At 68.5% G+C, this 23213-nt stretch carries 21 protein-coding genes; 10 read left to right on the forward strand and 11 right to left on the reverse strand.

What is annotated here, in order from left to right:
• Positions 1 to 5: 5 nt before the first annotated feature.
• The 3 genes from OED52_RS03425 to OED52_RS03435 form a co-directional block, all read right to left on the reverse strand.
• Entirely contained in the window at positions 6 to 1478 is a 1473-nt protein-coding gene (locus OED52_RS03425) for an aldehyde dehydrogenase (protein ID WP_264153294.1), read from the reverse strand.
• Positions 1479 to 1634: 156 nt separating this feature from the next.
• Entirely contained in the window at positions 1635 to 2465 is an 831-nt protein-coding gene (locus OED52_RS03430; RefSeq protein ID WP_264153295.1) for an oxygenase MpaB family protein, read from the reverse strand.
• Positions 2466 to 2510: 45 nt separating this feature from the next.
• The gene (locus OED52_RS03435; protein ID WP_264153296.1) at positions 2511 to 3107 is read right to left on the reverse strand and encodes a TetR/AcrR family transcriptional regulator; all 597 of its coding nucleotides are present in this window, start codon (positions 3105 to 3107) and stop codon (positions 2511 to 2513) included.
• An 89-nt stretch (positions 3108 to 3196) separates the two neighbouring features.
• Between OED52_RS03435 and OED52_RS03440 the strand changes: the two genes are divergently transcribed.
• From OED52_RS03440 to OED52_RS03480, 9 genes are all read left to right on the forward strand, one after another.
• Positions 3197 to 4423 carry a cytochrome P450 gene (locus OED52_RS03440; protein ID WP_264153297.1) on the forward strand — a complete coding sequence of 409 codons (1227 nt, stop codon included), beginning with the start codon at positions 3197 to 3199 and terminating at the stop codon, positions 4421 to 4423.
• Positions 4424 to 4499: 76 nt separating this feature from the next.
• Positions 4500 to 5069, forward strand: a complete 570-nt coding sequence (locus OED52_RS03445) for a TetR/AcrR family transcriptional regulator (protein WP_264154565.1) — start codon at positions 4500 to 4502, stop codon at positions 5067 to 5069.
• A 3-nt stretch (positions 5070 to 5072) separates the two neighbouring features.
• Positions 5073 to 6332 (forward strand): cytochrome P450, encoded by a 1260-nt coding sequence (locus OED52_RS03450; RefSeq protein WP_264153298.1) that lies wholly within the window; start codon positions 5073 to 5075, stop codon positions 6330 to 6332.
• Positions 6325 to 7110: an SDR family oxidoreductase gene (locus OED52_RS03455; RefSeq protein WP_264153299.1), complete on the forward strand. Its 786-nt coding sequence runs from the start codon at positions 6325 to 6327 to the stop codon at positions 7108 to 7110. Before OED52_RS03450 ends, OED52_RS03455 begins: the two co-directional genes overlap by 8 nt.
• Positions 7107 to 8465: a cytochrome P450 gene (locus tag OED52_RS03460; RefSeq protein ID WP_264153300.1), complete on the forward strand. Its 1359-nt coding sequence runs from the start codon at positions 7107 to 7109 to the stop codon at positions 8463 to 8465. Before OED52_RS03455 ends, OED52_RS03460 begins: the two co-directional genes overlap by 4 nt.
• Before the next feature lie 10 nt (positions 8466 to 8475).
• Positions 8476 to 8670, forward strand: coding sequence for a ferredoxin (locus tag OED52_RS03465; RefSeq protein WP_264153301.1), 195 nt, complete (start codon positions 8476 to 8478; stop codon positions 8668 to 8670).
• Positions 8671 to 8684: 14 nt separating this feature from the next.
• Positions 8685 to 9236: a nuclear transport factor 2 family protein gene (locus tag OED52_RS03470; RefSeq protein ID WP_264153302.1), complete on the forward strand. Its 552-nt coding sequence runs from the start codon at positions 8685 to 8687 to the stop codon at positions 9234 to 9236.
• On the forward strand, positions 9230 to 10504 hold the full coding sequence (locus OED52_RS03475; protein ID WP_264153303.1) for a hypothetical protein: 1275 nt from the start codon (positions 9230 to 9232) through the stop codon (positions 10502 to 10504). Before OED52_RS03470 ends, OED52_RS03475 begins: the two co-directional genes overlap by 7 nt.
• Before the next feature lie 19 nt (positions 10505 to 10523).
• Entirely contained in the window at positions 10524 to 12119 is a 1596-nt protein-coding gene (locus OED52_RS03480; RefSeq protein WP_264153304.1) for a GMC oxidoreductase, read from the forward strand.
• 55 nt (positions 12120 to 12174) lie between these two features.
• On the opposite strand, the gene OED52_RS03485 is transcribed toward OED52_RS03480, so the two are convergent.
• Together OED52_RS03485 and OED52_RS03490 are read right to left on the reverse strand one after the other, a co-directional pair.
• The gene (locus OED52_RS03485) at positions 12175 to 13638 is read right to left on the reverse strand and encodes an FAD-dependent oxidoreductase (RefSeq protein WP_264153305.1); all 1464 of its coding nucleotides are present in this window, start codon (positions 13636 to 13638) and stop codon (positions 12175 to 12177) included.
• Between the two features lie 54 nt (positions 13639 to 13692).
• Positions 13693 to 14538 carry an LLM class F420-dependent oxidoreductase gene (locus OED52_RS03490; protein WP_264153306.1) on the reverse strand — a complete coding sequence of 282 codons (846 nt, stop codon included), beginning with the start codon at positions 14536 to 14538 and terminating at the stop codon, positions 13693 to 13695.
• 165 nt (positions 14539 to 14703) lie between these two features.
• On the opposite strand from OED52_RS03490, the gene OED52_RS03495 reads away from it, so the two are divergent.
• Positions 14704 to 15357, forward strand: a complete 654-nt coding sequence (locus OED52_RS03495) for a TetR family transcriptional regulator (RefSeq protein ID WP_264153307.1) — start codon at positions 14704 to 14706, stop codon at positions 15355 to 15357.
• Positions 15358 to 15393: 36 nt separating this feature from the next.
• On the opposite strand, the gene OED52_RS03500 is transcribed toward OED52_RS03495, so the two are convergent.
• The 6 genes from OED52_RS03500 to OED52_RS03525 form a co-directional block, all read right to left on the reverse strand.
• Positions 15394 to 16215 carry a hypothetical protein gene (locus OED52_RS03500; RefSeq protein ID WP_264153308.1) on the reverse strand — a complete coding sequence of 274 codons (822 nt, stop codon included), beginning with the start codon at positions 16213 to 16215 and terminating at the stop codon, positions 15394 to 15396.
• A gap of 167 nt (positions 16216 to 16382) precedes the next feature.
• Positions 16383 to 16493 carry a methionine/alanine import family NSS transporter small subunit gene (locus OED52_RS03505; protein ID WP_264153309.1) on the reverse strand — a complete coding sequence of 37 codons (111 nt, stop codon included), beginning with the start codon at positions 16491 to 16493 and terminating at the stop codon, positions 16383 to 16385.
• Positions 16490 to 18064 carry a sodium-dependent transporter gene (locus OED52_RS03510; RefSeq protein ID WP_264153310.1) on the reverse strand — a complete coding sequence of 525 codons (1575 nt, stop codon included), beginning with the start codon at positions 18062 to 18064 and terminating at the stop codon, positions 16490 to 16492. Before OED52_RS03510 ends, OED52_RS03505 begins: the two co-directional genes overlap by 4 nt.
• A gap of 99 nt (positions 18065 to 18163) precedes the next feature.
• Entirely contained in the window at positions 18164 to 19303 is a 1140-nt protein-coding gene (locus tag OED52_RS03515; RefSeq protein WP_264153311.1) for a lysylphosphatidylglycerol synthase transmembrane domain-containing protein, read from the reverse strand.
• Positions 19304 to 20734 carry an HAD-IB family hydrolase gene (locus tag OED52_RS03520; RefSeq protein ID WP_264153312.1) on the reverse strand — a complete coding sequence of 477 codons (1431 nt, stop codon included), beginning with the start codon at positions 20732 to 20734 and terminating at the stop codon, positions 19304 to 19306.
• Complete coding sequence (locus tag OED52_RS03525; protein ID WP_264153313.1) at positions 20731 to 23076, reverse strand: glycerol-3-phosphate 1-O-acyltransferase; 2346 nt, start codon at positions 23074 to 23076, stop codon at positions 20731 to 20733. The genes OED52_RS03520 and OED52_RS03525 overlap by 4 nt, the downstream gene beginning before the upstream one ends.
• Between the last annotated feature and the right edge of the window lie 137 nt (positions 23077 to 23213).

The following is a 23213-nucleotide window of genomic DNA, read 5'->3' on the forward strand; positions in this document are numbered from 1 at the left end:
TCCTTTCAGGAAGTGGCGGGTTCGGCGACGAGCTTGGTCTCCAGGTACTCCTCGAAACCGGCCACGCCCATCTCGCGGCCGATCCCGGACTGCTTGTAACCACCGAACGGCGCGTCGGCGGCGTACCAGATGCCGCCGTTGACGCCGAGCGTGCCGGTGCGCACCCCGGCGACGACCTTCGCGATGCGGTCCGGGTCGGTGCCGTAGACCGCGCCGGACAGGCCGTAGGGGGAGTCGTTGGCGATGCGGACGGCGTCGTCGTCGCCGTCGTGGGGGAGTATCACCAGCACCGGGCCGAAGATCTCCTCCTGCGCGGCCCGCGCCGTGTTGTCGAGACCGGTGATCAGGGTGGGTTCGACGTAGAAGCCGCGGTCGTGCTCGGCGGGCCGGCCGCCGCCGGTGACGATCGTGCCGCCCTCCTCGACGGCGAGGCGGATGTAGCCCTCCACCCGCTGCCGCTGCTTCTCGGAGATGAGCGGTCCGCACACGGTGCCGGGATCGCGCGGATCGTCGGGCCGGATCCCGCTCATGGACTTCGCGGTGAGTGCGACGGCCTCGTCGTAGCGCTCGCGGGGGACGACCAGGCGGGTGGTGATGGCGCAGCCCTGGCCCGCGTGGGTGCAGACGGTGAAGGCGGCCATCGAACACGCGCTGCGCAGGTCGGCGTCGTCGAGGACGAGGAAGGCCGACTTGCCGCCGAGTTCGAGGAAGACCTTCTTGAGCGTGCCGGAGGCCGCGCGCATCACGGCGCGGCCGGTCGCGGTGGACCCGGTGAACGAGATCAGGTCGACGCGCGGATCCTCGCTCAGTTGCGCGCCGAGAGCGTGGTCGCTGGAGGTGACGATGTTCAGCACCCCGGGCGGGATGTCGGTCTCCTCCGCGGCGATCCTCCCCACGAGCGCGGCGCACCAGGGGGTGTCGGGTGCGGGCTTGAGGACGACGGTGCTGCCGGCGGCCAGAGCCGGGCCGAGCTTGGCGAAGTTGATCTGGTGCGGGAAGTTCCACGGCGTGATCGCCCCGACGACCCCCACGGCTTCCTTGAGCAGGTAGCGGTGTGTCGGGATGCCCATGGGCGCGGCGTTGCCGAGGTCCTGCCGCCACTCGTAGTTCTCGGCGAGATCGGCGAAGTAGAGCAGGTCGTCGATCGGGCCCTCGAGATGCGCTGCGCTCGTGAGGAATCGGGGTGCGCCGACCTCGGCGATGGTGATCTCGCGCAGTTCCTCGATGTGCTCGCGCAGGGCGTCGCGCAGCTGCCGCAGGCACCGGGCGCGGAAGGCGTGGTCCCGGGACCAGTCGGTGTCGTCGAAGGCGCGCCGCGCGGCGGCGATCGCCGCATCCATGTCGGCGGCGGTGCCCTCCGCGGCGTACCCGAGGAGTTCCTCGTTGCTCGGGTCGGTGACGGCGAAGGTGCCGCCGCTGCCGGGGACGAGTTTGCCGTCGATCAGGAGAGTGGAGCTGTCGGTGGGGCGAAGTGTCATCGGACTTCCCTCAGTTCTGGACAGGTGTCTGGACTATAGTTCGACACCGCGACCGAAGGCAACGGTTCGCCCGGAAAAGAGCGAAACCGGTGTTGTTCGCGAAAAATTCGAGAATATCGCGAACAACACCGGTCTCGATAGGTCCCGGCGGGGCGGTCAGAACACGCGCAGACCGAGCCGTCGTCGCGTCCGCATGTCCACGAGGTAGATCTTCCACAGCAGCGGCCAGAACCACGGGGTCATGCGGTGGATCCGGCGCACCGCGGCGAGATACCGGTCGAAGCGGCGCTGGTCGTCGGGGGTCCACTCGTAGTGCATGAGGTCGCGGAACTCCGGTGGCAGGGCTCCGCGGGTGACGAGTTCGAAGGGCCTGCCGAGCAGCCGGTGCAGCAGCCGGCCGAGCCGGCCGAGACGGATCTCGAGGAAGCTCAGATCGCACAGGGCCGTGAGGTATTCGCGTACCTGGTCGTTCATCGAGATGTCGGCGGCGCCGGCCTTCCACAGTTCCTCGTACTCCTCGCGGGTCGTGGGCCACGACTCCGGGCGGACGTTCAGGGTGGTGGCGAGGGGCGCGCCGGCGCGCAGGACCCGTGTGTACTGCTCGTCGGTGAGCGGGCCGTAGAGGAACTCGTGCTGGTCGACGAAGTACTTGAAGAGGCAGACCGCCACCCACAACTGCAGAGTGGGGGAGTTGGCGCTGTAGCGCACCGGGGAGCCCGGCCTGGAGGTGACCCGGGCGTGGATCCTCCGAACCGACTGTCGCACGAAGTCGCGGTCGTCGTCGTTGCCGAACACCGCGACCGCGAGATAGGTGCCGGTGGTGCGGGCCCGCTTGACCGGGCGGAGGTCGGCCCGGCCGGAATCGACCTCGCTCTCCACCACGCCTTGGCCGACACCGGGATGCGCCAGCTGCATGATCACGTTGGCGGCGTTGATCGTGCCCCCGAGGGGTGAGACGAGGTCGCCGAGAGTGTCGATCGTCCGCATGGCTGCCTCCATCTGAAGACGGACGTGTTCAGTTCTGCTGCCACTCTAACGCGAACGGGTGGTGTCCGGGCAAGCCCCGGCGAGCGCGCCGCGCACGACGGTCTCGTAGATGCGGTCGAGTTCGACCTCGTCGCCGAGGAAACCGCTGCTCTCGAGCACCGCGAATCCGTGCAGGGCGGCGAACATGCCGACGGCCGTCTCGAGGGTGCGTTCCTCGGGAACGCCGCAGGAGGCGAGCATCGTGCGCAGGGCGACGTTGGCGTCGAGAGCGGCCGCGAGGAGGCCGTCGCGGTCCACCGGGGCCGTGGTCAGGGCCCGGTACCGCTGGGGATGGCCGGTGGCCCACGCGCGGTGGGCGTCGATGAGGGCGCGCAGTCCCTCCGGGCCGCTGCGCCCCATGGCGACCTCGCGCAGGTGTGCGCCCAGTTCGGTCATGGCGGCGATCTGCACGGCGGCACGGACGTCGTCGAGATTGCGGACGTGGTTGTAGAGCGAGGCGGCGACGACGCCCAGGCGCGACGACAGGGTACTCATCGTCAGCGCTTCCCAGCCGAGTTCGTCGACGATCTCCACGGCGGCGGCGACCACCTTGTCTCGGGTGAGCGTGCGCCGGCGGACCGGTCGCGAACTGTCACGTGCCATGAAACGAGTCTAAGGGTCTTCCATTCCAAACGAATGTGAGTAGCTTGTAAACGAATGGTATTCGTAAACCCGTCCACGAGGGTGCATCCATGACCACATCCCACATCCGTCTCGACGACGCCGACGTCTACACCCGGGGCGTCCCCCACGAACACTTCGCCGAACTGCGCCGCACCTGCCCGGTCCACCGGCAGCACAGCGAGAACGGTTCCGACTTCTGGGCGGTCACCCGCCACGCCGATGTGATCGCCGTGTCCCGCGACAGTGCCACCTTCTCCTCCGCGCTCGGCACGACCCAGATCGACGACTTCGACGAGGAGACCCGGCTCAAGCAGGCCGCGATGCTGCTCAATCTCGATCCGCCCGACCACACCCGGTTGCGGCAGCTCGTCAGCCGCGGTTTCACCCCGCGGACGATCAAGACGCTCGAGGATCGGATCCGCGAGATCTGCGACCGCACCGTGGGCGAGGCGGTCGAGGCCGCCCGCGACGGTGCGGTGATCGACTTCGTGCCCGCGATCTCCGCGCCTCTGCCGCTCGAGGTGATCGCGGCGCTGCTCGGAGCCCCCGCCGAGGATGTCGGCAAGCTCTACGACTGGTCCAACCGGATGATCGGCTGGGACGATCCCGAATACGGCACCACCCAGGAGGACGGCGAACTCGCCGCCGCCGAGATCTTCCTGTACGCCAACGAGATCGCGGCGCAACGGCGTGCCGAACCGCGCGACGACATCGTCTCGAAGCTGGTGCTCCCCGACGAGCACGGGGACACGCTCACCGAGATGGAATTCGACATGTTCTTCGTGCTGCTCGTCATCGCGGGTAACGAGACCACACGCAACGCCATCTCCGGTGGCATGCAGGCCTTCGTCGACCACCCGGACCAGTGGCGGCGACTGCAGGAGCATCCCGAGCTGATCCCGAACGCGGTGGAGGAGATCCTGCGCTGGGTGACTCCCGTGGTCGGTTTCCGGCGTACCCCGACCTGCCCGGCCCGCATCGGCGACCAGCAGGTCGAACGGGGCGACAAGGTGATCCTGTACTACCCGAGCGCGAACCGTGACGAGGAGGCCTTCGAGGATCCGGACGTCTTCGACATCGGGCGCGACCACAATCCGCACGTCGCCTTCGGTGGCACCGGGGTCCACTTCTGCCTCGGCGCCCACCTGGCGCGTCTCGAGCTGCGGGTGATGTTCGAGACCCTGATCGACCGCATCGACCGGGTCGAGCCCGCGGGGGAGCCGAGTCGGCTGCGGTCCAATTTCATCAACGGCATCAAGTCCATGCCGGTGCGGATACATCCGCGGCAGACGTGAATTCGCCGCTCGGGCCGGATTCGGGCATTGCCGACCCCGCATGGCTGTAGTAATGTCCAGACACGTGTCCAGAAACGTGAATCTCGAATCGACCCGCCGCCGCCTGACCGAGAGGCAGGCCGACACGGTTGCGCGACTCACGCAGGCCGCCGTCGAAGTGCTGCGCGAGGAGAAGTTCACGGGTCTGACCGTCCGGATGGTCGCCGCTCGTGCGGGGGTGGCCCCGGCCACCGCCTACACCTACTTCTCGTCCAAGGAACACCTGATCGCCGAGGTGTTCTGGCGGCGGCTGGCCACCGCACCCACCGCCGACGCGGCGGAAGCGGAGGGCACCGACCGCGCCGATCGCGTGGTGGCCGTACTGAGGGGTATCGCCCTGCTGTTGGCCGACGAACCCGAGCTCGCGGCGGCCGTCACCAGCGCACTGCTCGGGCAGGACCCCGACGTCGAACACCTTCGCGGGCGCATCGGCCTGGACATCCGCAACCGGATCGCCGAGGCCCTCGGCCCCGACCACGACCCGGACGAACTCGAAGCACTCGAACTGCTCTACGCCGGCGCTCTCGTCCGCGCCGGAATGGGTTACGGCACATACGAAAGGCTCGCCGACAGGCTGGAGAGATCAGCCCGACTGTTATTGGAGTGATCCATGATTCAGGCCTTCCCGGACTCCGCGCCCGCCGCGGGGTCCGCCTCGCTCGACCCGCCCACGTTCGACCCTCTCGTCTTCAATCCCTACGACTACTCCTTCCACGACGACCCGTATCCCACCTACCGGCGCCTCCGTGAGGAGGCTCCGCTCTACTACAACCCCGACCTCGACTTCTGGGCCCTGTCCCGGCACGCCGACGTGGTGGCCGCCTTCCGCGACAACATCCGCCTCTCCAGCGCCAACGGCGTCTCGCTCGATCCCGCCGCCTACGGCCCGAACGCGCACAAGGTCATGTCCTTCCTTGCGATGGACGACCCGCGCCACATGCGCATGCGCCGCCTCGTCTCCAAGGGGTTCACCCCCCGCCGCGTCGCCGATCTCGAGGACCGCATCCTCGAACTGACGCTCCGCTATCTCGAACCCGCCCTCAGTGCAGGCGAATTCGACTGGATCGCCGAGGTCGCCGGCAAACTTCCCATGGACGTCATCTCGGAACTCCTGGGGGTACCCGAGGCGGACCGGGCGGAGATCCGCCGGCTGGCCGACCTCGTCGTCCACCGCGAGGAGGGCGTGCTCGACGTGCCGGTCGCGGCGATGGAGGCGTCCCTGCATCTGGTGGGTTACTACGCCGACATGCTCGCCGAGCGTCGCAGGAAGGAGGCTTCCGACCTCACCTCGGCCTTGCTCGCCGCCGAGATCGACGGCGACCGCCTCACCGACGACGAGATCATCGGTTTCATGTTCCTCATGGTGGTCGCCGGCAACGAGACCACCACCAAACTCCTCGGCAACGCCCTCTACTGGGGGGCGCACAACAAGGACGAAGTGGCACAGGTCCTCTCGACCCCGGACCGCGCCCCGGACTGGGTCGAGGAAACCCTCCGCTACGACACCTCCAGCCAGATCGTCGCCCGCACCGCGGTCGAGGACATCACCCTGTACGACAGCACCATCCGCGCCGGCGACAAGGTACTGTTGCTCATCGGCTCGGCCAACCGCGACTCCGAGGTGTTCGACGCCGCCGACGACTTCCGGATCGGCCGCGACAGCTCCCAGAAGATCGCCAGCTTCGGCGGGGGAGTGCACTTCTGCCTCGGCGCCCACCTCGCGCGACTCGAGGCGAACATCGCGCTCGAGCAGTTCGCCCGTCGCGTCGCCGACTACGAGATCGACGAAGAGAACTGCGTCCGAGTGCATTCCACGAACGTTCGAGGCTTCGCAGCCCTACCTGTAAAGGTCACCGCACGCCATGCCTAGATTCGAACCCCATCCCGCCCGGCGCCCCGCACTCATCGCCGGGGCGTCCTCCGGAATCGGCACCGCCACGGCCTACGCCCTCGCGGAGGCCGGGCATCCCGTCGCCCTCGGTGCGCGCCGCGTCGACGAGTGCGAGGCCATCGCCGCCAAGATCCGTGACGAGGGAGGCGAGGCCTTTGCGCACTTCCTCGACGTCTCGTCCACCGACTCGGTCGACGAGTTCGTCATCGCCGCCGAGCAGGCCCTCGGCCCGGCGGAGATCGTCGTCTCCGGTGCCGGCGACATGGACTTCGCGTTGCCCCACGAGATGGACCCGGATCGCTTCGCCTTCCAGGTGAACGTCCACCTCATGGGCACACAGCGCCTGGCGCACCGGGTGCTGCCCGGCATGATCGAACGCACCCGCGGCGACTTCGTCGTCATCGGATCCGACTGCGCCGTGATCCCCCGACCCTGGATGGGTGCCTACAACGCCGCCAAGACCGGGCTCGAAGCCCTCGTCCGCGAGATGCGGATGGAACTCGAGGGCACCGGCGTCCGCGCATCGGTGGTGCGCCCGGGCCCGACGCAGACCGGAGCCGGCATGAACGCCCCGGCGGAGGTCCTCGAACCGATGCTCGAGGACTGGGGGCACTGGGGTTTCGCACGTCACCCCTACTTCCTGCGCGCATCCGACATCGCCGCGGCCGCCCTCACGGTCGTCTCCGCCCCCCGCGGCGCCCACATCGTGCTCATCGAGGTGCAACCCGAAGCACCCCTGCGGAAGGACAATCCATGACCACACTCGTCGAACCCCGGAGTGTGTCCGGCGGCGAACACGAACACGGCCACCTCGAAGAACTGCGCACCGACCCGATCGGGCTCATGCGCCGCGTCCGGGAGGAGTGCGGCGACGTCGGGGTCTTCCGGCTCGCCGACAAGAAGGTCGTGCTGCTCTCCGGCGCGGAGGCCAACGAGTTCTTCTTCCGGGCCGGAGACGAGGAACTCGACCAGTCGGCCGCCTACCCGTTCATGAAACCGGTCTTCGGCGAGGGCGTCGTCTTCGACGCCAGCCCGGAACGCCGCAAGGAGATGCTGCACAACTCGGCGCTGCGTGGTGAACAGATGCGAGGCCACGCCGCCACCATCGACCGCGAGGTGCAGGACATGGTGGCCGGCTGGGGCGAGGAGGGAGAGATCGACCTCCTCGAATTCTTCGCCGAACTGACCATCTACACCTCGTCGGCCTGCCTGATCGGCAAGAAGTTCCGCGACCAGCTCGACGGCCGGTTCGCCCGGCTCTACCACGATCTGGAGAAGGGAACGGACGCACTGGCGTTCGTCGACCCCTACGCTCCCATCGAGACCTTCCGGCGACGCGACGAGGCGCGCCGCGGGCTCGTCGCGCTCGTGCAGGAGATCATGTACGACCGCATCGCGAATCCGCCGCAGGGCAAGGAGGATCGCGACATGCTCGACGTCCTCGTCTCCATCAAGGACGAGAACGGCAAGGAACGGTTCAGCGCCGACGAGATCACCGGCATCTTCATCTCGATGATGTTCGCCGGGCACCACACCACCTCGGGCACCGCGGCGTGGGCGCTCATCGAGCTGCTGCGCCATCCCGAGTACATGCAGAAGGTCACCGAGGAGCTCGACGATCTGTACGCCGATGGGAAGAGCGTCAGTTTCCATGCGCTGCGGCAGATCCCGGTGCTCGAAGCGGTGCTGAAGGAGACGCTGCGTCTGCACCCGCCGCTGATTCTGTTGCTGAGGGTCGCGCGCGACGACTTCGAGGTCGCCGGATACCGGATCGCCGCGGGCGATCTCGTGGGAGCGACACCGGCGATCTCCAACCGGATCCCGGAGGACTTCCCGGATCCCGACGCCTTCGATCCCGGCCGCTACATCGATCCCCGCCAGGAGGACATCGTCAACCGGTGGACGTGGATCCCGTTCGGTGCCGGCCGGCACCGTTGTGTGGGAGCGGCGTTCGCGCTCATGCAGTTGAAGGCCGTATTCTCGGTTCTGCTGCGCGACTACGAGTTCGAACTGTCGCAGCCACCCGAGTCCTATCGGAACGACCATTCCAAGATGGTCGTCCAGCTCGCCCAGCCGTGTGCCGTCCGGTACCGGCGCCGCCGGGGGAAGTGAGGGCCACGCCGTGAGGATCGAAGCAGATCTCGACCTGTGCCAGGGACACGCCATGTGTTCGATGGAGGCCCCCGACGTCTTCGAGGTCCCGAAACACGGTGTGGTCCGGGTTCTTCTCGATCCCGTGCCCGAGGACCTGCGTCCGGATGCCGAGGCAGCCGTGAAGTACTGCCCCACCCAAGCGCTTCGCATCGTCGAAGACTGACACCAGGAGAAGACATGGCCACGTTCGATCGTGCCGAGCTCGACGAGATGATCGCCCGCTGGATCGACGCGAACAAGCGGGCGGAGGCCGAGGGCGACTGGAAGCCGCTCGCGGACATGTACACCGAGGACGCCACCTACGGCTGGAACTACGGACCCAAGGACGAGTTCATGGCCGTCGGCCGCGAGGAGATCCGCGAACTCGCGCTGGGGCAGGAGATGGACGGTCTGCAGGGCTGGCAGTATCCCTACCAGCAGTTCGTGGTGGACGACCGCACCGGCGACGTGATCGGTTTCTGGAAGCAGATCGCCGACGCCACCCGCGACAACGGCGAGCACTACACCGTGCAGGGTATCGGCGGCAGCTGGTTCCGCTACGGCGGCAACTTCCAGTGGTCCTGGCAGCGCGACTTCTTCGACTTCGGCAACGTCTCACACCTGTTCCTCGAGATGATCACCGCGGACGCGTTGACGGACGGGATGAAGAAGCGCATCGAGCGGTCGACCTCCGGTACCCGCCTGCCCGGCTGGTACCGGGTCGGCGAGTCCCCGGTACCGCTGTGGTGAGTGCCGCGGGCACACGGCAGCCGGGCACGGGGGAGTCCTTCGCGGCGCTCTCCCGTGCCGACCTCGCCGTGCTGGTGCCCGAACTGCTGCTGTGCGGGCAGCTCATCGACCGCTCCGGCATGGCGCACCTGATCTCGGCGTTCGGGCGGGAGGGGATGACCGCCGTCGCGATCGAGGAGTGGCAGGCCGCCTCGCCCTGGTACACCCGGCGGATGCAGCGTGCCCTCGGCTTCGAGGGCGACGACGTGGTCACGATCTTCAAGGGCATGCAGCTCGACATCGGGGCGCCGCCGCAGTTCATGGACTTCCGCTATCGCGTCCACGACCGCGACCACGGTGAGTTCCGGCTCGACCACTGCGGGGCTCTCATGGACGTGGAGCCGCTCGGCGACGCGTACGTCACTGCGATGTGCCACGACATCGAGGACCCCACCTTCGACGCCACCGCGCTGGCCACCAACCCGCACGCCCGTGTGAGGCCGATCCACCGGCCGCCGCGCCGCCCGGCCGACCGGCACCCGCACTGCGCGTGGACCGTCACCATCGACCCGACCTACGACCCACCGCCGGTCGAGCCGCACACCGAGGCGATGGGCCGGACCGCGGCGGTCGCCGTGGAGCTGAGCCCGATCGTCCGGGAAGGTGAGGGCCGGCACGACTATTCGGGTCCGCTGCTCGCCGACCTGCGGTTCGCGGACTTCTCGAGGTCCGCGCTCGTACGGATCGCCGAGGAGGTGTGTCTGCAGCACCACATGCTCGCCCTCGGTTTCCTCATGGCCGTGCGCAAACGCACCGACGAGGATGCGGCGCTCGACCTCACCCGCAAACAGCTCACCGGCGTCGCGGGCATCACCTCCGAGCGCATCCGCGACGCCCTCGGCCTGCCGCGCTCGTTCACCGGGCTGGCCACGCTGCTCGACATCCACCCGCTGTTCGCCCCCCGCCGGTACGTCGAGCGGGAGATCCGGCTCGACGGCGACGGCCTCGTCCTCACGATCGACCGGCGCGGCGGCGCCTTCGACGACGGTTCCTGGCCGAAAATGATCGACTCCGATCACCTCGGTCCCCTGAATGCACTGGCACGTGGGCTGGACCCGCACTTCTCCACCCGGGTGGTCGCGGAGGACGAGGACGCCCTGGTCGTCGAGGTGGTCCGGGAGGCCCGGCCGACGAAGGACTGCCCGGAAGTGGCGGTAACACGTTACAGTTCCGGCGCGTACTTCGAGTTCGCCGATCGAGGGATACCCCTGCCACTGACCGTCCTCTGAACCGTCCAGGAGACCATTCGTGAATGTCGAGCACGGGAGTCCGTCCCGCGCCCACCCGGTGTCGCGCCGTTCCTTCCTGCGCGGCGCCGTCGTCGGCGGCACCGCGGTCGCCGCCCTGTCGCTGTCGCAGATCCCGCGGGCCCGCGCCGAGGTCACCGAGGAACGGCACCGCGCCGTCGTCGTCGGTACCGGTTTCGGTGGCGCTGTCACCGCGATGCACCTCGGGCGCGCCGGGGTGCAGACCCTGGTCCTCGAACGCGGCATCCGCTGGCCCACGGGACCGAACTCCGAGACCTTCCCTCACATGCTGCAGCCGGATCGCCGCATGTCGTGGCTGGCACCGGCCCCGGTGATGCCCGGCGTGCCACCCCTGCCGACCGAGCCGTTCACCGGGCTCATCGAGCGCATCCCCGGCAACGGGATGGACGTCATGTGCGGCGCCGGGGTCGGCGGCAGTTCCCTGACCTACCACGGTGTGACACTGCAGCCCGAGGGCCGGTACTTCGCGGCGTCGGTCTCCGAGTCGATCGACTACGACCTGCTCGACGCCGATCACTACCGACGCGTCGAACGCATGTTGCGGATCTCCACGATTCCCGACGATCTGCTCGGGCACGAGCGGTACCGGTCGTCGCGCCAGTTCGTGGAGCGGGCCGCCGCCGAGGGGTACGAGCCGGTCCGGTCGCCGATGTGCATCGACTGGGACGTCCCGCGGCGGGAGCTCACCGGGGAACTGAAGCCCTCCTACACCACGGGCGACGTCATCTTCGGCGCCAACAACGGCGGCAAGTTCTCGGTCGACGTCACCTATCTCGCCGAGGCCGAGCGCACCGGGCACGTCACGGTGGCGCCGCTGCACCGTGTCAACGACATCGAACGGGCGCCCGACGGCACCTGGATCGTCCACGTCGACCGGATCCACACCGACGGCACCGTTCTCGAACGCAAGCGGATCCTCACCCCGTCGCTGTTCCTCGGTGCCGGTTCGGCCGGCACCACCCGTCTGCTGGTGAAGGCCAGGGCCAGGGGACTCGTGCCGGATCTCCCGGAGGGTGTCGGCACGGGCTGGGGCAACAACGGCGACCGGGTCTTCGCGGTGACCACACCGCTGCTGAGCCCCGGCGACCACCAGGGCGGCCCGGCCTGTGTGGGGGCCCGCGACCACTCCGACACCGCCGGCCCGGTCATGATCATCTCCGGTCCGGTGCCGTTCCCGCTCGACCTCGGCACCACGACGATGATCGGTCTCGGTCTCGTGGAGGGCCGGGGCACATGGCATTACGACGCGGTCCGCGACGATGCGGTGCTGAACTGGGATCAGACCTACGACCGTGAGCTGACCCGGGCGATCGAGGAGCGCATCCGCCGGATCGCAGGTCCTGCGGCGGTCGTGATCGACATCAACGCCGTCGACGTCAACACCTTCCACCCGCTCGGCGGGGCGCCCTTCGGGTCGGTGTGCGACGACGCGGGCCGCGTGCACGGCCAGCGCGGGCTCTACGTCGTGGACGGCGCGAAGGTGCCCGGCTCGACGGGGGCGTGCAACCCGTCGATGACGATCGCGGCGCTCGCCGAATACGGGGCCGACGACATCCTGCGGCGCGACTTCGCCTGAACCCGAACGAGTGTGGGTCCGGTGGCGATCACCACCGGCCCCACACCTCCGGGGTTCAGCCCTTGGCTGCGGAGGCTCCGGCGCGGCGGCCGAAGAAGCTGCCGTCACCGAGCGAGGTGCCGCTCGCATAACCCCATGCGCACACGCCCGAGGTGCAGCGGCCCGCGGCGAACAGACCCGGGATCGGCTCACCCGAGACGTGCAGGACCTCCGAGTTCACCGAGGTGCGCAGGCCCCCGAGCGTGAAACCGGCGGTGCAGTTGCGCAGGTCGAGCGCCGCGATCGGGCTGCCGATCGGCTTGACCCACTCGCCCTTCTTGCCGAGCACCGGATCCTCACCGTGCGCGGCGTGCTTGTTGTACACCTCGACGGTGGTCTGCAGGGTTCCCTCCGGCAGTCCCATGTCGGATTCGAGTTCGGCGACTGTCTCCGCCACCCACTTGGGCTGGAATCGGAAGAACGGAGTGGAACTCGTTGCCGCGCAGCCTTCCTCGTAGGACTTCTCGTCGATGATCAGGAACGCCTGGTTGTCGTTCTTGAGCAGGGTGAGCTGGCCGATGCGTCCCGGATAGGTGTCCTCGGGGACGTACCGCTGGCCGCGGCCGTTGACGAGGATGCCGCGCGCCATGAGCTGCGGGTCGCCGAAGAAGGCGACCTCGGTCGCGTCCATGTGGGCGAGATCGGCGCCGAGGGCCTGTGCCATCCGGATCGCACGGCCGTCGTGCTCCTCGATCGCCGCGCCCGGCCGGCCCGCGAGTTGCGGGGCGTAGGCCTGCACCATCTCCTTGTTGTACGCGAAGCTGCCGGTCGCGAGGACGACACCGCGGCGGGCCTTCACGTGGATCTCCTTGCCGTACTGCTTGGCGACGAGACCGACGACGCGGCCGCCGGAGGCGACGATCAGCCGCTGGACGCGCACGTCGTATTCGGCCCGGACACCCAGGCTCTCCGCCACCTGCGCGAGCGGCTGCATGAGCATGAAGCCACCGCCCTTCTCGCCGGTCCGCTTGTCCGTCATCTGCGGAACATGGCCGCGCGGAGCTGGTTTCGCGATCTCGTTGAAGGGCGCCGAGTTCTCCCCGCCGGAGTACATCAGCCCGTCGTCGCCCGGGATCTCCCAGCCCGGCTCACCCCAGAAGCTCTCCTTGAACACCACACCGTTGTCGACGAGCCACTCGTAGTGTTCGACGCTGCCGTTGCAGTACTCGGTGATCTTCTCCTCGTCGGCACCCGGCCCGAGTGCGGCGAGCATGAAGGTCTTCATGTTCTCGGGGGTGTCGTCGAAACCGAGCGCTTTCTGCAGCGGGGTACCGCCACCGAGATAGACGATCCCGCCGGACAGCGATGCGGCTCCACCCCACCCGCCGGTGCGTTCGAGCACGAGGACCTCGGCGCCGGCCCGGGCCGCCTCGATGGAGGCGGACACGCCGGCGATGCCGAAGCCCGCGACGACGACGTCGGCCTCGTGGTCCCAACTGGTGACGCGGTCGGCGGGGAGGGGATGCAGGTCGCTTGTCATGGTGGTCCGTTCTGGTCGGTGATCGGGGATCTCGGTGATCGGTGATCTCGGTGATCAGTGGTGGAGCTTGGTGGCGAGCCGGTCGAGATAGGCGAGGACGTCCTCCTCGGAGCGGTCGGGGAGTCCGAAGATCACCTCGGTGACACCGGCATCCGCCCACATCGCGAGCTGGTCCGCGTCGTAGCGACCCGCGAGAGCGAGCACCTCGGGGGTGCCGCTGCGACCGGCCTCCGCCCAGGCCTTGTGGAGACGCTGGACGTTCTCGACGACCTCGCGTTCGGTGGGGGTGGTGATCCATCCGTCGGCGTGGCGCACGATCCAGTCGAAGTTGCGGTCGGTCGAACCGGCGCCGAGGAAGATCGGGGGGCGGGGCTGCTGAACCGGTTTGGGCCAGGCCCAGCTCGGGCCGAAGCTGACGAAGGTGCCGTCGTAGGACGCCTCCTCTTCGGTCCACAACGCCTGCATCGCCTCGAGATACTCGCGCAGGGCGGTGCGCTTCTTCTTCGGGGGCACTCCATGGTCGGCGAGTTCCTCTGCGTTCCAACCGAATCCGACACCGAAGCGCACGCGGCCGCCGGAGAGATGGTCGAGGCTCGCGATCGTCTTGGCGAGCGTGATGGGATCGTGTTCGAGGGGGAGCGCGACGGAGGTGCCCAGCTCGATCGTCGAGGTCACCGCCGCTGCGAGTCCCAGTGCCACCCAGGGGTCGAGGGTGCGCATGTAACGGTCGTCGGGCAGGGTCTCGTTGCCCGTCCCCGGGTGGGCGGATTCGCGCCTGACCGGGATGTGGGTGTGTTCGGGAACGTGGAAGCTGTCGAATCCGCACTTCTCGGCGGCTTCGGCGGCGACCTGGGGTCGGATCCCTCGGTCACTGGTGAACAGGGTGATTCCGTGGCGCACTATGGCCCCTCTCCTGGTGGCGACGCAAAAAATGTAACGCGTTCTATCTCGGGAGGGAAGAGGTTTTCCGGACAGGTGTCCGGAAAAATCGGACAAAAGGTACGAAACACGCCCGATGGCTGCCTGAACTATCCTCGATGCGGGTAGGGAACGGAAGGTGGCGTGATGACGGAACAGTCGACGACGGTGGCAGCGACCGAGGGGCGGCTGTCGACGTCGTCACCCGGATCGGATCTGCGCCCCGCCCAGCGTGCGCGCTACATGCGGATCATCGCGTCCGCCCGCGAACTGGCGGCCGAGGGTGGCTACGACGCCGTGCAGATGCGCGCGGTGGCCGACCGCTCCGGTGTCGCCCTGGGGACCGTCTACCGTTACTTTCCATCGAAGAACCACCTGCTCGTCGTGGCTCTCGTCCTCGAGTTCGAGGCGGCCACGGAACGCTTCACGGGCGGCGACATCCCGGGGGACGGTTCCGCCGAGCGCATCATGAACGTGCTGCGTGCCGCGGTGAGCCGCCTGGCCGAGCGTCCGCTGCTGTACGACGCGCTGGTGCGCGCGGCGATGTTCGCCGACGCCACCTCGGCTCCCGAACTCGACCGGCTCGGCCAGGTCCTCACGGAGCTGTTCGCCAAGGCCGCCGACATCGAGGTCGTCACCGAGGAGGTCCTCAACGCGGTCCGCATCGTCGCCGACGTGTGGATGTCGTCGCTGGTGTCCTGGGCGGCGGGCCGGCAGTCGGCCGAGGCGATGCTGGACCACATGGACACCACCGTCACGCTCGTCTTCGACCGTCTGGAACGGCTGCAGCGGGCGAGCTGACGCCCGCCCGCTGCACGCGGACTCGCCGAGAGGTGATCAGCCCTCGGTGGCGGGGACGTTCACGATCCCGATCGTGGGCAGGAAGAAACACGACGTCTCGCTGTTGCGGACGTTGCCGAAGATCGCCGAGAGCACGGTGCCCGAACCGGTCTCGACCGGCGCGACCCGCGCTCCTCCCGCAGGCAGGGTGCCGGAGACGAACTCCTCGATCGCCTTCTGGACGGTGGGCCGGAGTGCCTCCGGAACGATGTCCGGCACCGATGCGGCCGCGACCTCACCGATCGTGCCCATCGGGACGATGCCGCCCTGGAAGGTGTTGATGTTGAACCAGGCGAGCTGGACGCCGGCGGTGTCGGCCTCGGCATCGAGCCCGAGCGGCACGAAGGCGAACAGGGTCTCGGCCGGATCGACGGCGTTCAGATCGAACCCTGCCACCTGCAGGTTCGGCCAGGGGCCGGGCACCGCACCTGCCGCCGCCGGGACGACGCCCAGCGGCAGGTTGCCGTCCGCCGCGCAGAAGGGTGCCACGGTGGGGTAGAGGAACGGCTCGATGCCGAGCGTGCGGAGGAACTCGATCCCGTCCTCGTAGGCAGCGAGCGGGGAGTCCTCGGCGACGTCGGTCAGGCTTCCGTGAGCGTTCGCGATCGCCTCCGCCGCGGTGAGCGCCGCCGGATCGGCGTCCGGAACACCGCGGAGGGCCTCGAGTGCGGCTGTCAGCGGGTTCTCGGCGGGGGCGGCCGGCAACTCGACAGGTGCGGGCTCCGCCGTGGCGGCGGTGGGCAGTGCGAGCCCGGCGGCGAGGCCGAGGGCTGCGACCGCGGCGACACGGCGCGAGCGGGGGAGGTGTCTGCGGCTCATGTGGCTTCTCCTGTACGTGGGTCGTGACACCCGGTCGGTGCCCCCACCTGAATCTAAAGTAGAGGTTTAGAGTCTGGCCGGTCCAGGAGACCACAGGGGCGGCGCCCTTCCGGTGCGCCGCCCCGCGGTGTTATCGAACGGTGACCGACCGTGCGGCCGGTGACCGACTATGCGTCGGGATCGTCCGGATGTCTCCGGAGATGGAGGATGCTCAGCACCAGACCACCCCAGAGGGTGATGAGGGCGAGAAGCATCATGCCGATGGCGGCTCCGCTCACTGGGTACCTCCTGCAGACGTGCCGTCGGTCACCGACGGGGTGAGGGGACGGTTCTCGTCGAGCTCGTATTCGAGATCGATGCCCTTCCGCCACGGGATGAACGACAACACCACCGCCAGCACGATGACGGCTGCCTGCACACTCCAGCCGAAAGCGAGAACCAGGCTGTCGGGCAGGCCACCGTAACCGTCGCGGATGCGGTCGCGGATCTCGCTGAACAGCATGTAGGCGAGGAGGATCGGCGTGAGGATGCCGGTGAAGAACATCCACCCGGCACCGACCTTGAACGACGACACCGAGTTCAGATGGTCGCGCAGTTCGGGCAGGCGCCGGTAGATCCACGCCACCACCACCAGGGCCACGAACGCGACGCCCACGATGCCGAACTGGTTCGCGAACCGGTCCACCACGTCGAGCGTGTTCAGGCCGGTGGTGGTGGGGAACAGCAGCAGCGACACCAGCGCCGACACCCCACCGACGGCGAGCACCGCCGGCACCTTGTCCATGCCCGTCTTGTCCTGGAACGCCGAGACGGTCACCTGGATGATGCTGATCATCGAGGTGAAGCCGGCGAAGACGAGCGAGCCGAAGAACATCACGCCGAAGAACGCGCCGCCCGGCATGCTCGAGATGATAGTCGGGAACGCGATGAACGCGAGCCCGATGCCCCCGGCCACCACTTCACCGACCTCGACGCCCTGCGCCTGTGCCATGAAGCCCAGCGCCGAGAAGACGCCGATACCCGCGAGGACCTCGAAGCTCGAGTTCGAGAAGCCCACCACCAGACCGGAACCGGTGAGGTTGGTCTTGCGCTTCAGATACGACGAGTAGGTCACCATGATGCCGAACGCGACGGACAGCGAGAAGAAGATCTGCCCGTACGCTGAGATCCACACCCCGGTGTCGGTCAGCGCCGACCAGTTGGGGCTGAAGAAAGCGTTCAGGCCGTCCGTCGCACCCTCCAGGGTCAGCGACCGCACGACGAGAACGGCGAACAGCAGGACCAGCAGCGGAACGAAGAACCGGTTCGCGTTGCCGATGCCGCGCTGGACCCCGAGCGCGAGGACTCCGAGCACCAGCACCCAGACCAGCAGCAGCGTCCAGGCGACGCCGGGGACGAAGCTCAGGCCGAAGGTCGCGTCACCGTCCTGCCGGAGGAAGTCCTCGATGAGGAAGCTCTCCGGGTCGTCTCCCCAGGCTTCGGTGATCGAGAAGAAGGTGTAGCGCAGGGCCCACGCGACGATCACGGCGTAGTACACGCCGATGACGAAGCAGACCAGCACCTGCCACCAGCCGATGAACTCCGCGCCGCGGCGCAACCGGCGGAACGCCAGGGGAGGCGCTCCCCGGAACTTGTGCCCGATCGCGTAGTCCAGGAACAGCAGCGGGATGCCCGCAGTGAGCAGTGCGACCAGATACGGGATCAGGAACGCGCCGCCGCCGTTCTCGTAGGCGATGTAGGGGAACCGCCAGATGTTACCGAGGCCGACGGCCGAACCGATCGCGGCCATGATGAAGACCGACCGGCCCGACCAGACCTCCCGTTTACGTGTGACGTCCTGTTCTGTCACGGACCATGTCCCTCCACTCGAACGAATGGAGTCACGCTATCGCCCGGCGCAGCTACCGGTGTGGCGTTTCCGGCGCGACACGCGAGCCGCTCGACCGGATCAGCCGTCGTCCCAGATCCGAAGGTCCGGTCCGGCCTCGTCGTCCTCTTCGGGAGCCCCGCGGTAGCGGAGGGCGAACACGATCCACCCCACCACCGCCACCAGCACGAAGCTGATCAACCGGTACACCACGACCGCGGACAGTGCCTGCGCGCCGGTCATCCCGCTGGCGGTCAGAGCGGGGACCAGCACCGCGTCCATCACGCCGAGACCGGCCGGTAGCAGGGGGATGGCGCGGCTCGTGGCGGTGCCGGCCGCGTAGGCGACCGCGATGCCCGCCAGGCTCGGTGCACCACCCACGGCGTAGGCGGCGAAGGCCAGGCACGCCCCGTCGCACACCCAGTTGCTCAGCGACCAGCCGAACGCGCGGGCCGTGTGCGGGCGGTCGAGCTGCACCGCGCTCAGCTGGGCGACGATCTTGCGCCACGCCCGCGCGCCGGCGTTCTGTGGCTTCTTGCGGATCCGGTTCACGTTCCGCAACGCGATCAGGCCGATCGACTCGAACGACCCGGGATTGCCCGCTGCGTACTGGACCAGCACGACGAGGGCGAGCAATGCACCGAGGGAGAAGATCAGCGAGAAGGGGTTGTTGGTGGCTCCCACGAGCAGCGCACCGACCAGGCCCAGCACCGCCAGCCCGGCCGCCTGCAGCAGACCGGCCATGACGAGCTGCCAGGTGGCCACCACCGGGGTCGCACCCCAGTTGCGCATCTGCCGGTAGGTGAACGTCGTGCCCACCACCGGCCCACCCGGCAGTGTCACGCTCATCGAGTTCGCCGCGAGCGCCACCGACAGCGACTGCCGCTGCGAGACCTTCACCCCGGCCGCGGACAGCAGGGCCCGCTGCACCCGCGCGAAGGTCGACATCTCGGCCATCGACGCGCAGATCGCCGCGGCCACCCAACCCCAGTGCAGGTCGTCGAGACGCTTCACGCTGTCGCGGAGTTCGGGCCACACCAGCACGATCTCGACGGTGAGCACCGCGACGAGCAGGACACCGATGATCCACTTGAGATGCCGGCGCCGCTTCGGGGTGAGCGCACCGTTCCCGCTCCCGTTGTTCTCGCCGCCGCCGTTCCCGCCGTTGCTGCTGCCGTTCTCGTTGCCGGGGGTCTCCTCACGGCTCACTTCGTCGTTCATCTACTCGCTGGGCCAGTCCGACAGGGTCCGACGGTAGAGGTCCTCGATCTCGGCGATGTGCTCGTCGAGGTTCTCCTTCGACCAGCCGCTCACGTCGATCGGCTCGAGCACGGCGACGTCGACGGTACCCGGCCGCACCAGCGTCGAGTGCTTCCACAGGATCTCGCCGGCGTTGCGGATCACCACGGGCACGATGGGGACCTGCGCCTGCATCGCGATGTGGAAGGCGCCCTTCTTGAACCGGCCGATCGCCGGGGTCAGCGACCGGGTGCCCTCCGGGGCGATCACGATCGACGTCCCCTGCCGAAGTGTCTCGACCACCGGCTCCAGCGCCGCCACCGCACGTTTCGTGTCGGTGCGGTCGACGAAGGTCGCGCCGACGAACCGCAGCAGCGGGCCGAAGAGCGGGTCGTTGGCCATCTCCTTCTTGGTCACGCCGGTGAAGTCCTGCCGCAGCACCTTCGCCAGCACGACCGGGTCGAGCTGGCTCTGATGGTTGAAGATGAACACCGCCGGGCGCGCGGCCCACGCGTTGGCCTCCCCGACGATCCGCACGTCCACCCCCGCCAGCGCCAGCGAGACCTCGGTGCCGATGCCGATGATCGAATCCAGCGCGGTCTTGCGGCTGCGGTTGATCAGGCCGAGGCCCAGGCCGGTCCACACCGAACCGAACAGGCCGCCGTAGGCGGCGGCCGTGCGCACCAGCTCCTTCACCCCCGGGGTGCCGCGCGGGCGGAAACGCAGGATCGGCCAGTCCCGTTCACGGGCGACGGCTTCGAGCCTGCGGTCCGGGTTGGTGGCGGTGGGGTTGCCGGTGGTCGCGAGGAACTCGACGTCCTCCCCACCGTTGGAGTAGGTGTAGCTGTTCTCCTCGTCGATACCGTGCGTGGCGATGAAGTTGCGGGTGGCCTCGGCCTTCCCGCTGCGCCACAACGACTTTCCGTCGACCCGTCCGGTGAGCACCCCGTCCTCCACCTCGAGTGGGGTGAACAGCAGGTGCTCGATGCCCAGTGCGTCGCCCGCGGCCTGGATCTGGTAGCGCGACGCCGACGAGGCGATCACCACCGTGTGACCCGCGTTCTGGTGCGCGCCGACGAGCTGCCAGGCCTCCGGGTAGAGATGCCCCGCGATGGTGGTCATGAACAGCCGTTGCCCGATCTCGTACAGCTCGTCCTCGGTGTGGCCGCGCCAGGCCTTGAACGCGACGGCGACGAACCGCTCGAAGTCGTCCTCGGTCTCGGTACCGCGCAGCCCGTTGATCATGGTGGCGGCGAGTTCGGAGGCGGAGACCTTGCCGGCGAGCACCCGGTCGCGGAAGAAGTGGACTCCCGAGAAGCCGTGCACGATGGTGCCGTCGAAGTCGAAGAACGCCGCGATCTCCGGTCCCTGCGGTCCGTTCCGGACCCGTGCGAGCGCCTGCTCGATGTTCACCGTTCCACCTTCCTGTTCGACACGTCGAGCGATTCGGCGAACGCCACCCGATCGGCCAGTGCGACCAGTTCCGCCGCGAACGCCTGCCGGTGTTCCCGGACCGTCCCGCTCTCGTCGTCGTCCCGATCGAGCAGACCCCGATTGCGGGCGAGTTCGAGGGCCGTCGCGAACAACTCCGACGACACCGATTCCGGCCCGTGCAACCGGTTCTGCAGCAACATCTGCCGGCCCACCGCGACGCACTCGGCGAGGAAGGCCTCACGGTCGATCTCGAGCCGGGGATCGCGGACCGCGAGCCGCTCGGCGACGACGAGCTGCGCGTCGAAGAACGACCGCAGCGTGCGGTGCGACATGAAGAAACCCGTCTCCACAAGCCCGGTGAGGGCCTGTTCCTTCGTCGGCAGCGTGTCGCCCCAGGACGGGACGAGCAGGGCGAGCTCGTCGCGCATCTGGGCCTCGAAGGTATCGCGGTCGGGAAAGAAGAACTCGAACTTGAGCAGGTCGCGCAGGTTCTTCGCCTCCTCCCACGCCGCCCGCACCGGATCCTCGCCGGGATTGGCGTGCGCGTAGAGGATCGACAGTTCCATGATCGACCGGTTGACGAACCAATGGATACCGCTGTTGCGGTAGAAGGCCGCGACGAGATGCTGGCCCGGCTGGATCGAGTAGACCGGCTCCACACCACCGGCATAGGTGGTGACCACCCCCGCATGGGTCAGGGACTCCAGAACGTGCTCGAGGCCGCCCTCGACGTCGAGCACCCGCATCTCGCCCTGCGGGATGCCGCGGCGGTCCATGTACCGGCGAACCGGGGCGATGACCGCGCGGACCTCCTCGAGTGTCAGCGAGCGGTCGCGCACGCCGAGCAGAGCCAGGGTGACCAGGCAGTTGACGGTCACCGGTGTCCTGGCGTTGATCCCGACCGCCACCTCGAAGGCGACCTTCTGCAGGGCCTTGCGCTGCAGGGCCCGCCGTTCCTCCTCGTCGGCCTCGGTCCCGGTCAGATCCGGGTCCCCACCGGCGGACAGCAGGTCGCGCATCGACAGCGGCGAACCGAACCGCACGTAGACGTTGCCGGCCCGCTTGCGCTGGTTGCGGGCGTAGCGGGCGAGCCAGGTCAGGCCCTCGGGCTTCTTGGTGGCACCGGTCTGTTCGGCGGCCACGGCCGCGACCTCCGCGAGCCCCTCGTAGGTGATCGACACCGGCACCAGCATCGCGTCCTCGACCCGGCCGCTGCGGATCGCGTTGGCCACGTAGTTGAGCAGGCCGTAGCGCGGGGGACGCAGCTTGCCCGTCCGGGTGCGGCCCCCCTCGAAGTACCACTCGAGGTTGAACCGCTTGGTCAACAGGAACGCGAAATACTCCTCGAGCGCGGCCTTGTACACGGCGTCGTCGGCGAAACTGCGGCGGATGAACACCGTTCCGGTGCGCCGGGCGACGGGGCCGATCGGCCAGAACGTCAGATTGGCGCCGCCCATGATGTGGTTGGCGGGGAAGTCGTTCTCCGCCAGGATGTCACCGAGGACGAAGGAGTCCGCGTACGAGCGGTGCGACGGCAGGAACACCAGCGACCGCTTGCGATTGGACTCCCGCAGGGCGTGGAGGCCGGAGACGTCCGCGCGTACCGTCCACGCCGCCGAGTGCAGCGGCCGCATCGCCTGGGTGAACAGGTCGGTGACGAGCCGCGACTGCACGGCGACGAGCTCGTCGAGCGAGGCGCGGGCGCGGGTCTCCACCTCCGAGCGAGGCATGCCGTACTCGTCCGAGATCGCGTCGAGCCGGCGCCGGAAGGTCGGCGAGTCCATGATCTGCGCGGCCACCAGCCGCGGCACCTTGTAGCGATCGCCGATCACGGACCGTTCGGAACGTTCGAGTGCCACCACGGCACGGCGGGTGATGTACCGGGCCAGCGCGTGGTCGTCGGCGTCACCGGCCTCCCTCACCAGGGACTCCCGCAGCTCGGACAGGCGGGCCGGTTCGGCGCACACGATCCGGTACCGGTCACCGCCCTGGCGGACGAGCCATTTCTGCAGCAGCAGGTTCGGATTCCGGGGGTTGGTGAGGGCCAGCAGGTCGGAGAACCGGACCCGGCGCGTACCGTCGCGCTCGGCCGGCAGCCACACGACCCGGACCGGGAGCATCAGCGGGTCGTCGGTGCGGGTGACGAGCCGGTCGGCGAGCACACGGGAGTCGAGATCGAGGGACTCCGGTGGCACCTCCGTACGGTAGTCGGCCGGCAGATTCTCCGAACGCAGCCACTCCTCGATCATGTCCCGTTCGAGGGCGGTCCGGTAGGCGACGAGGGCCACGACCGGACCCTTCTCCTGCTCCTGATTCGTCATCTCACCCCGTCCCGATGTCGCTTCGATGTGAAAGCTACCCGGACCGGACCGTTCGTTCCGGGTGATCCGGGCGAGAACACGCTGTGATCTCACGGGTACACGGGGATCTCACGGGTGCACGGGCAGGACCGGTGGAC

The organism is Rhodococcus sp. Z13 (assembly GCF_025837095.1).
GTDB lineage: Bacteria > Actinomycetota > Actinomycetes > Mycobacteriales > Mycobacteriaceae > Rhodococcus > Rhodococcus sacchari.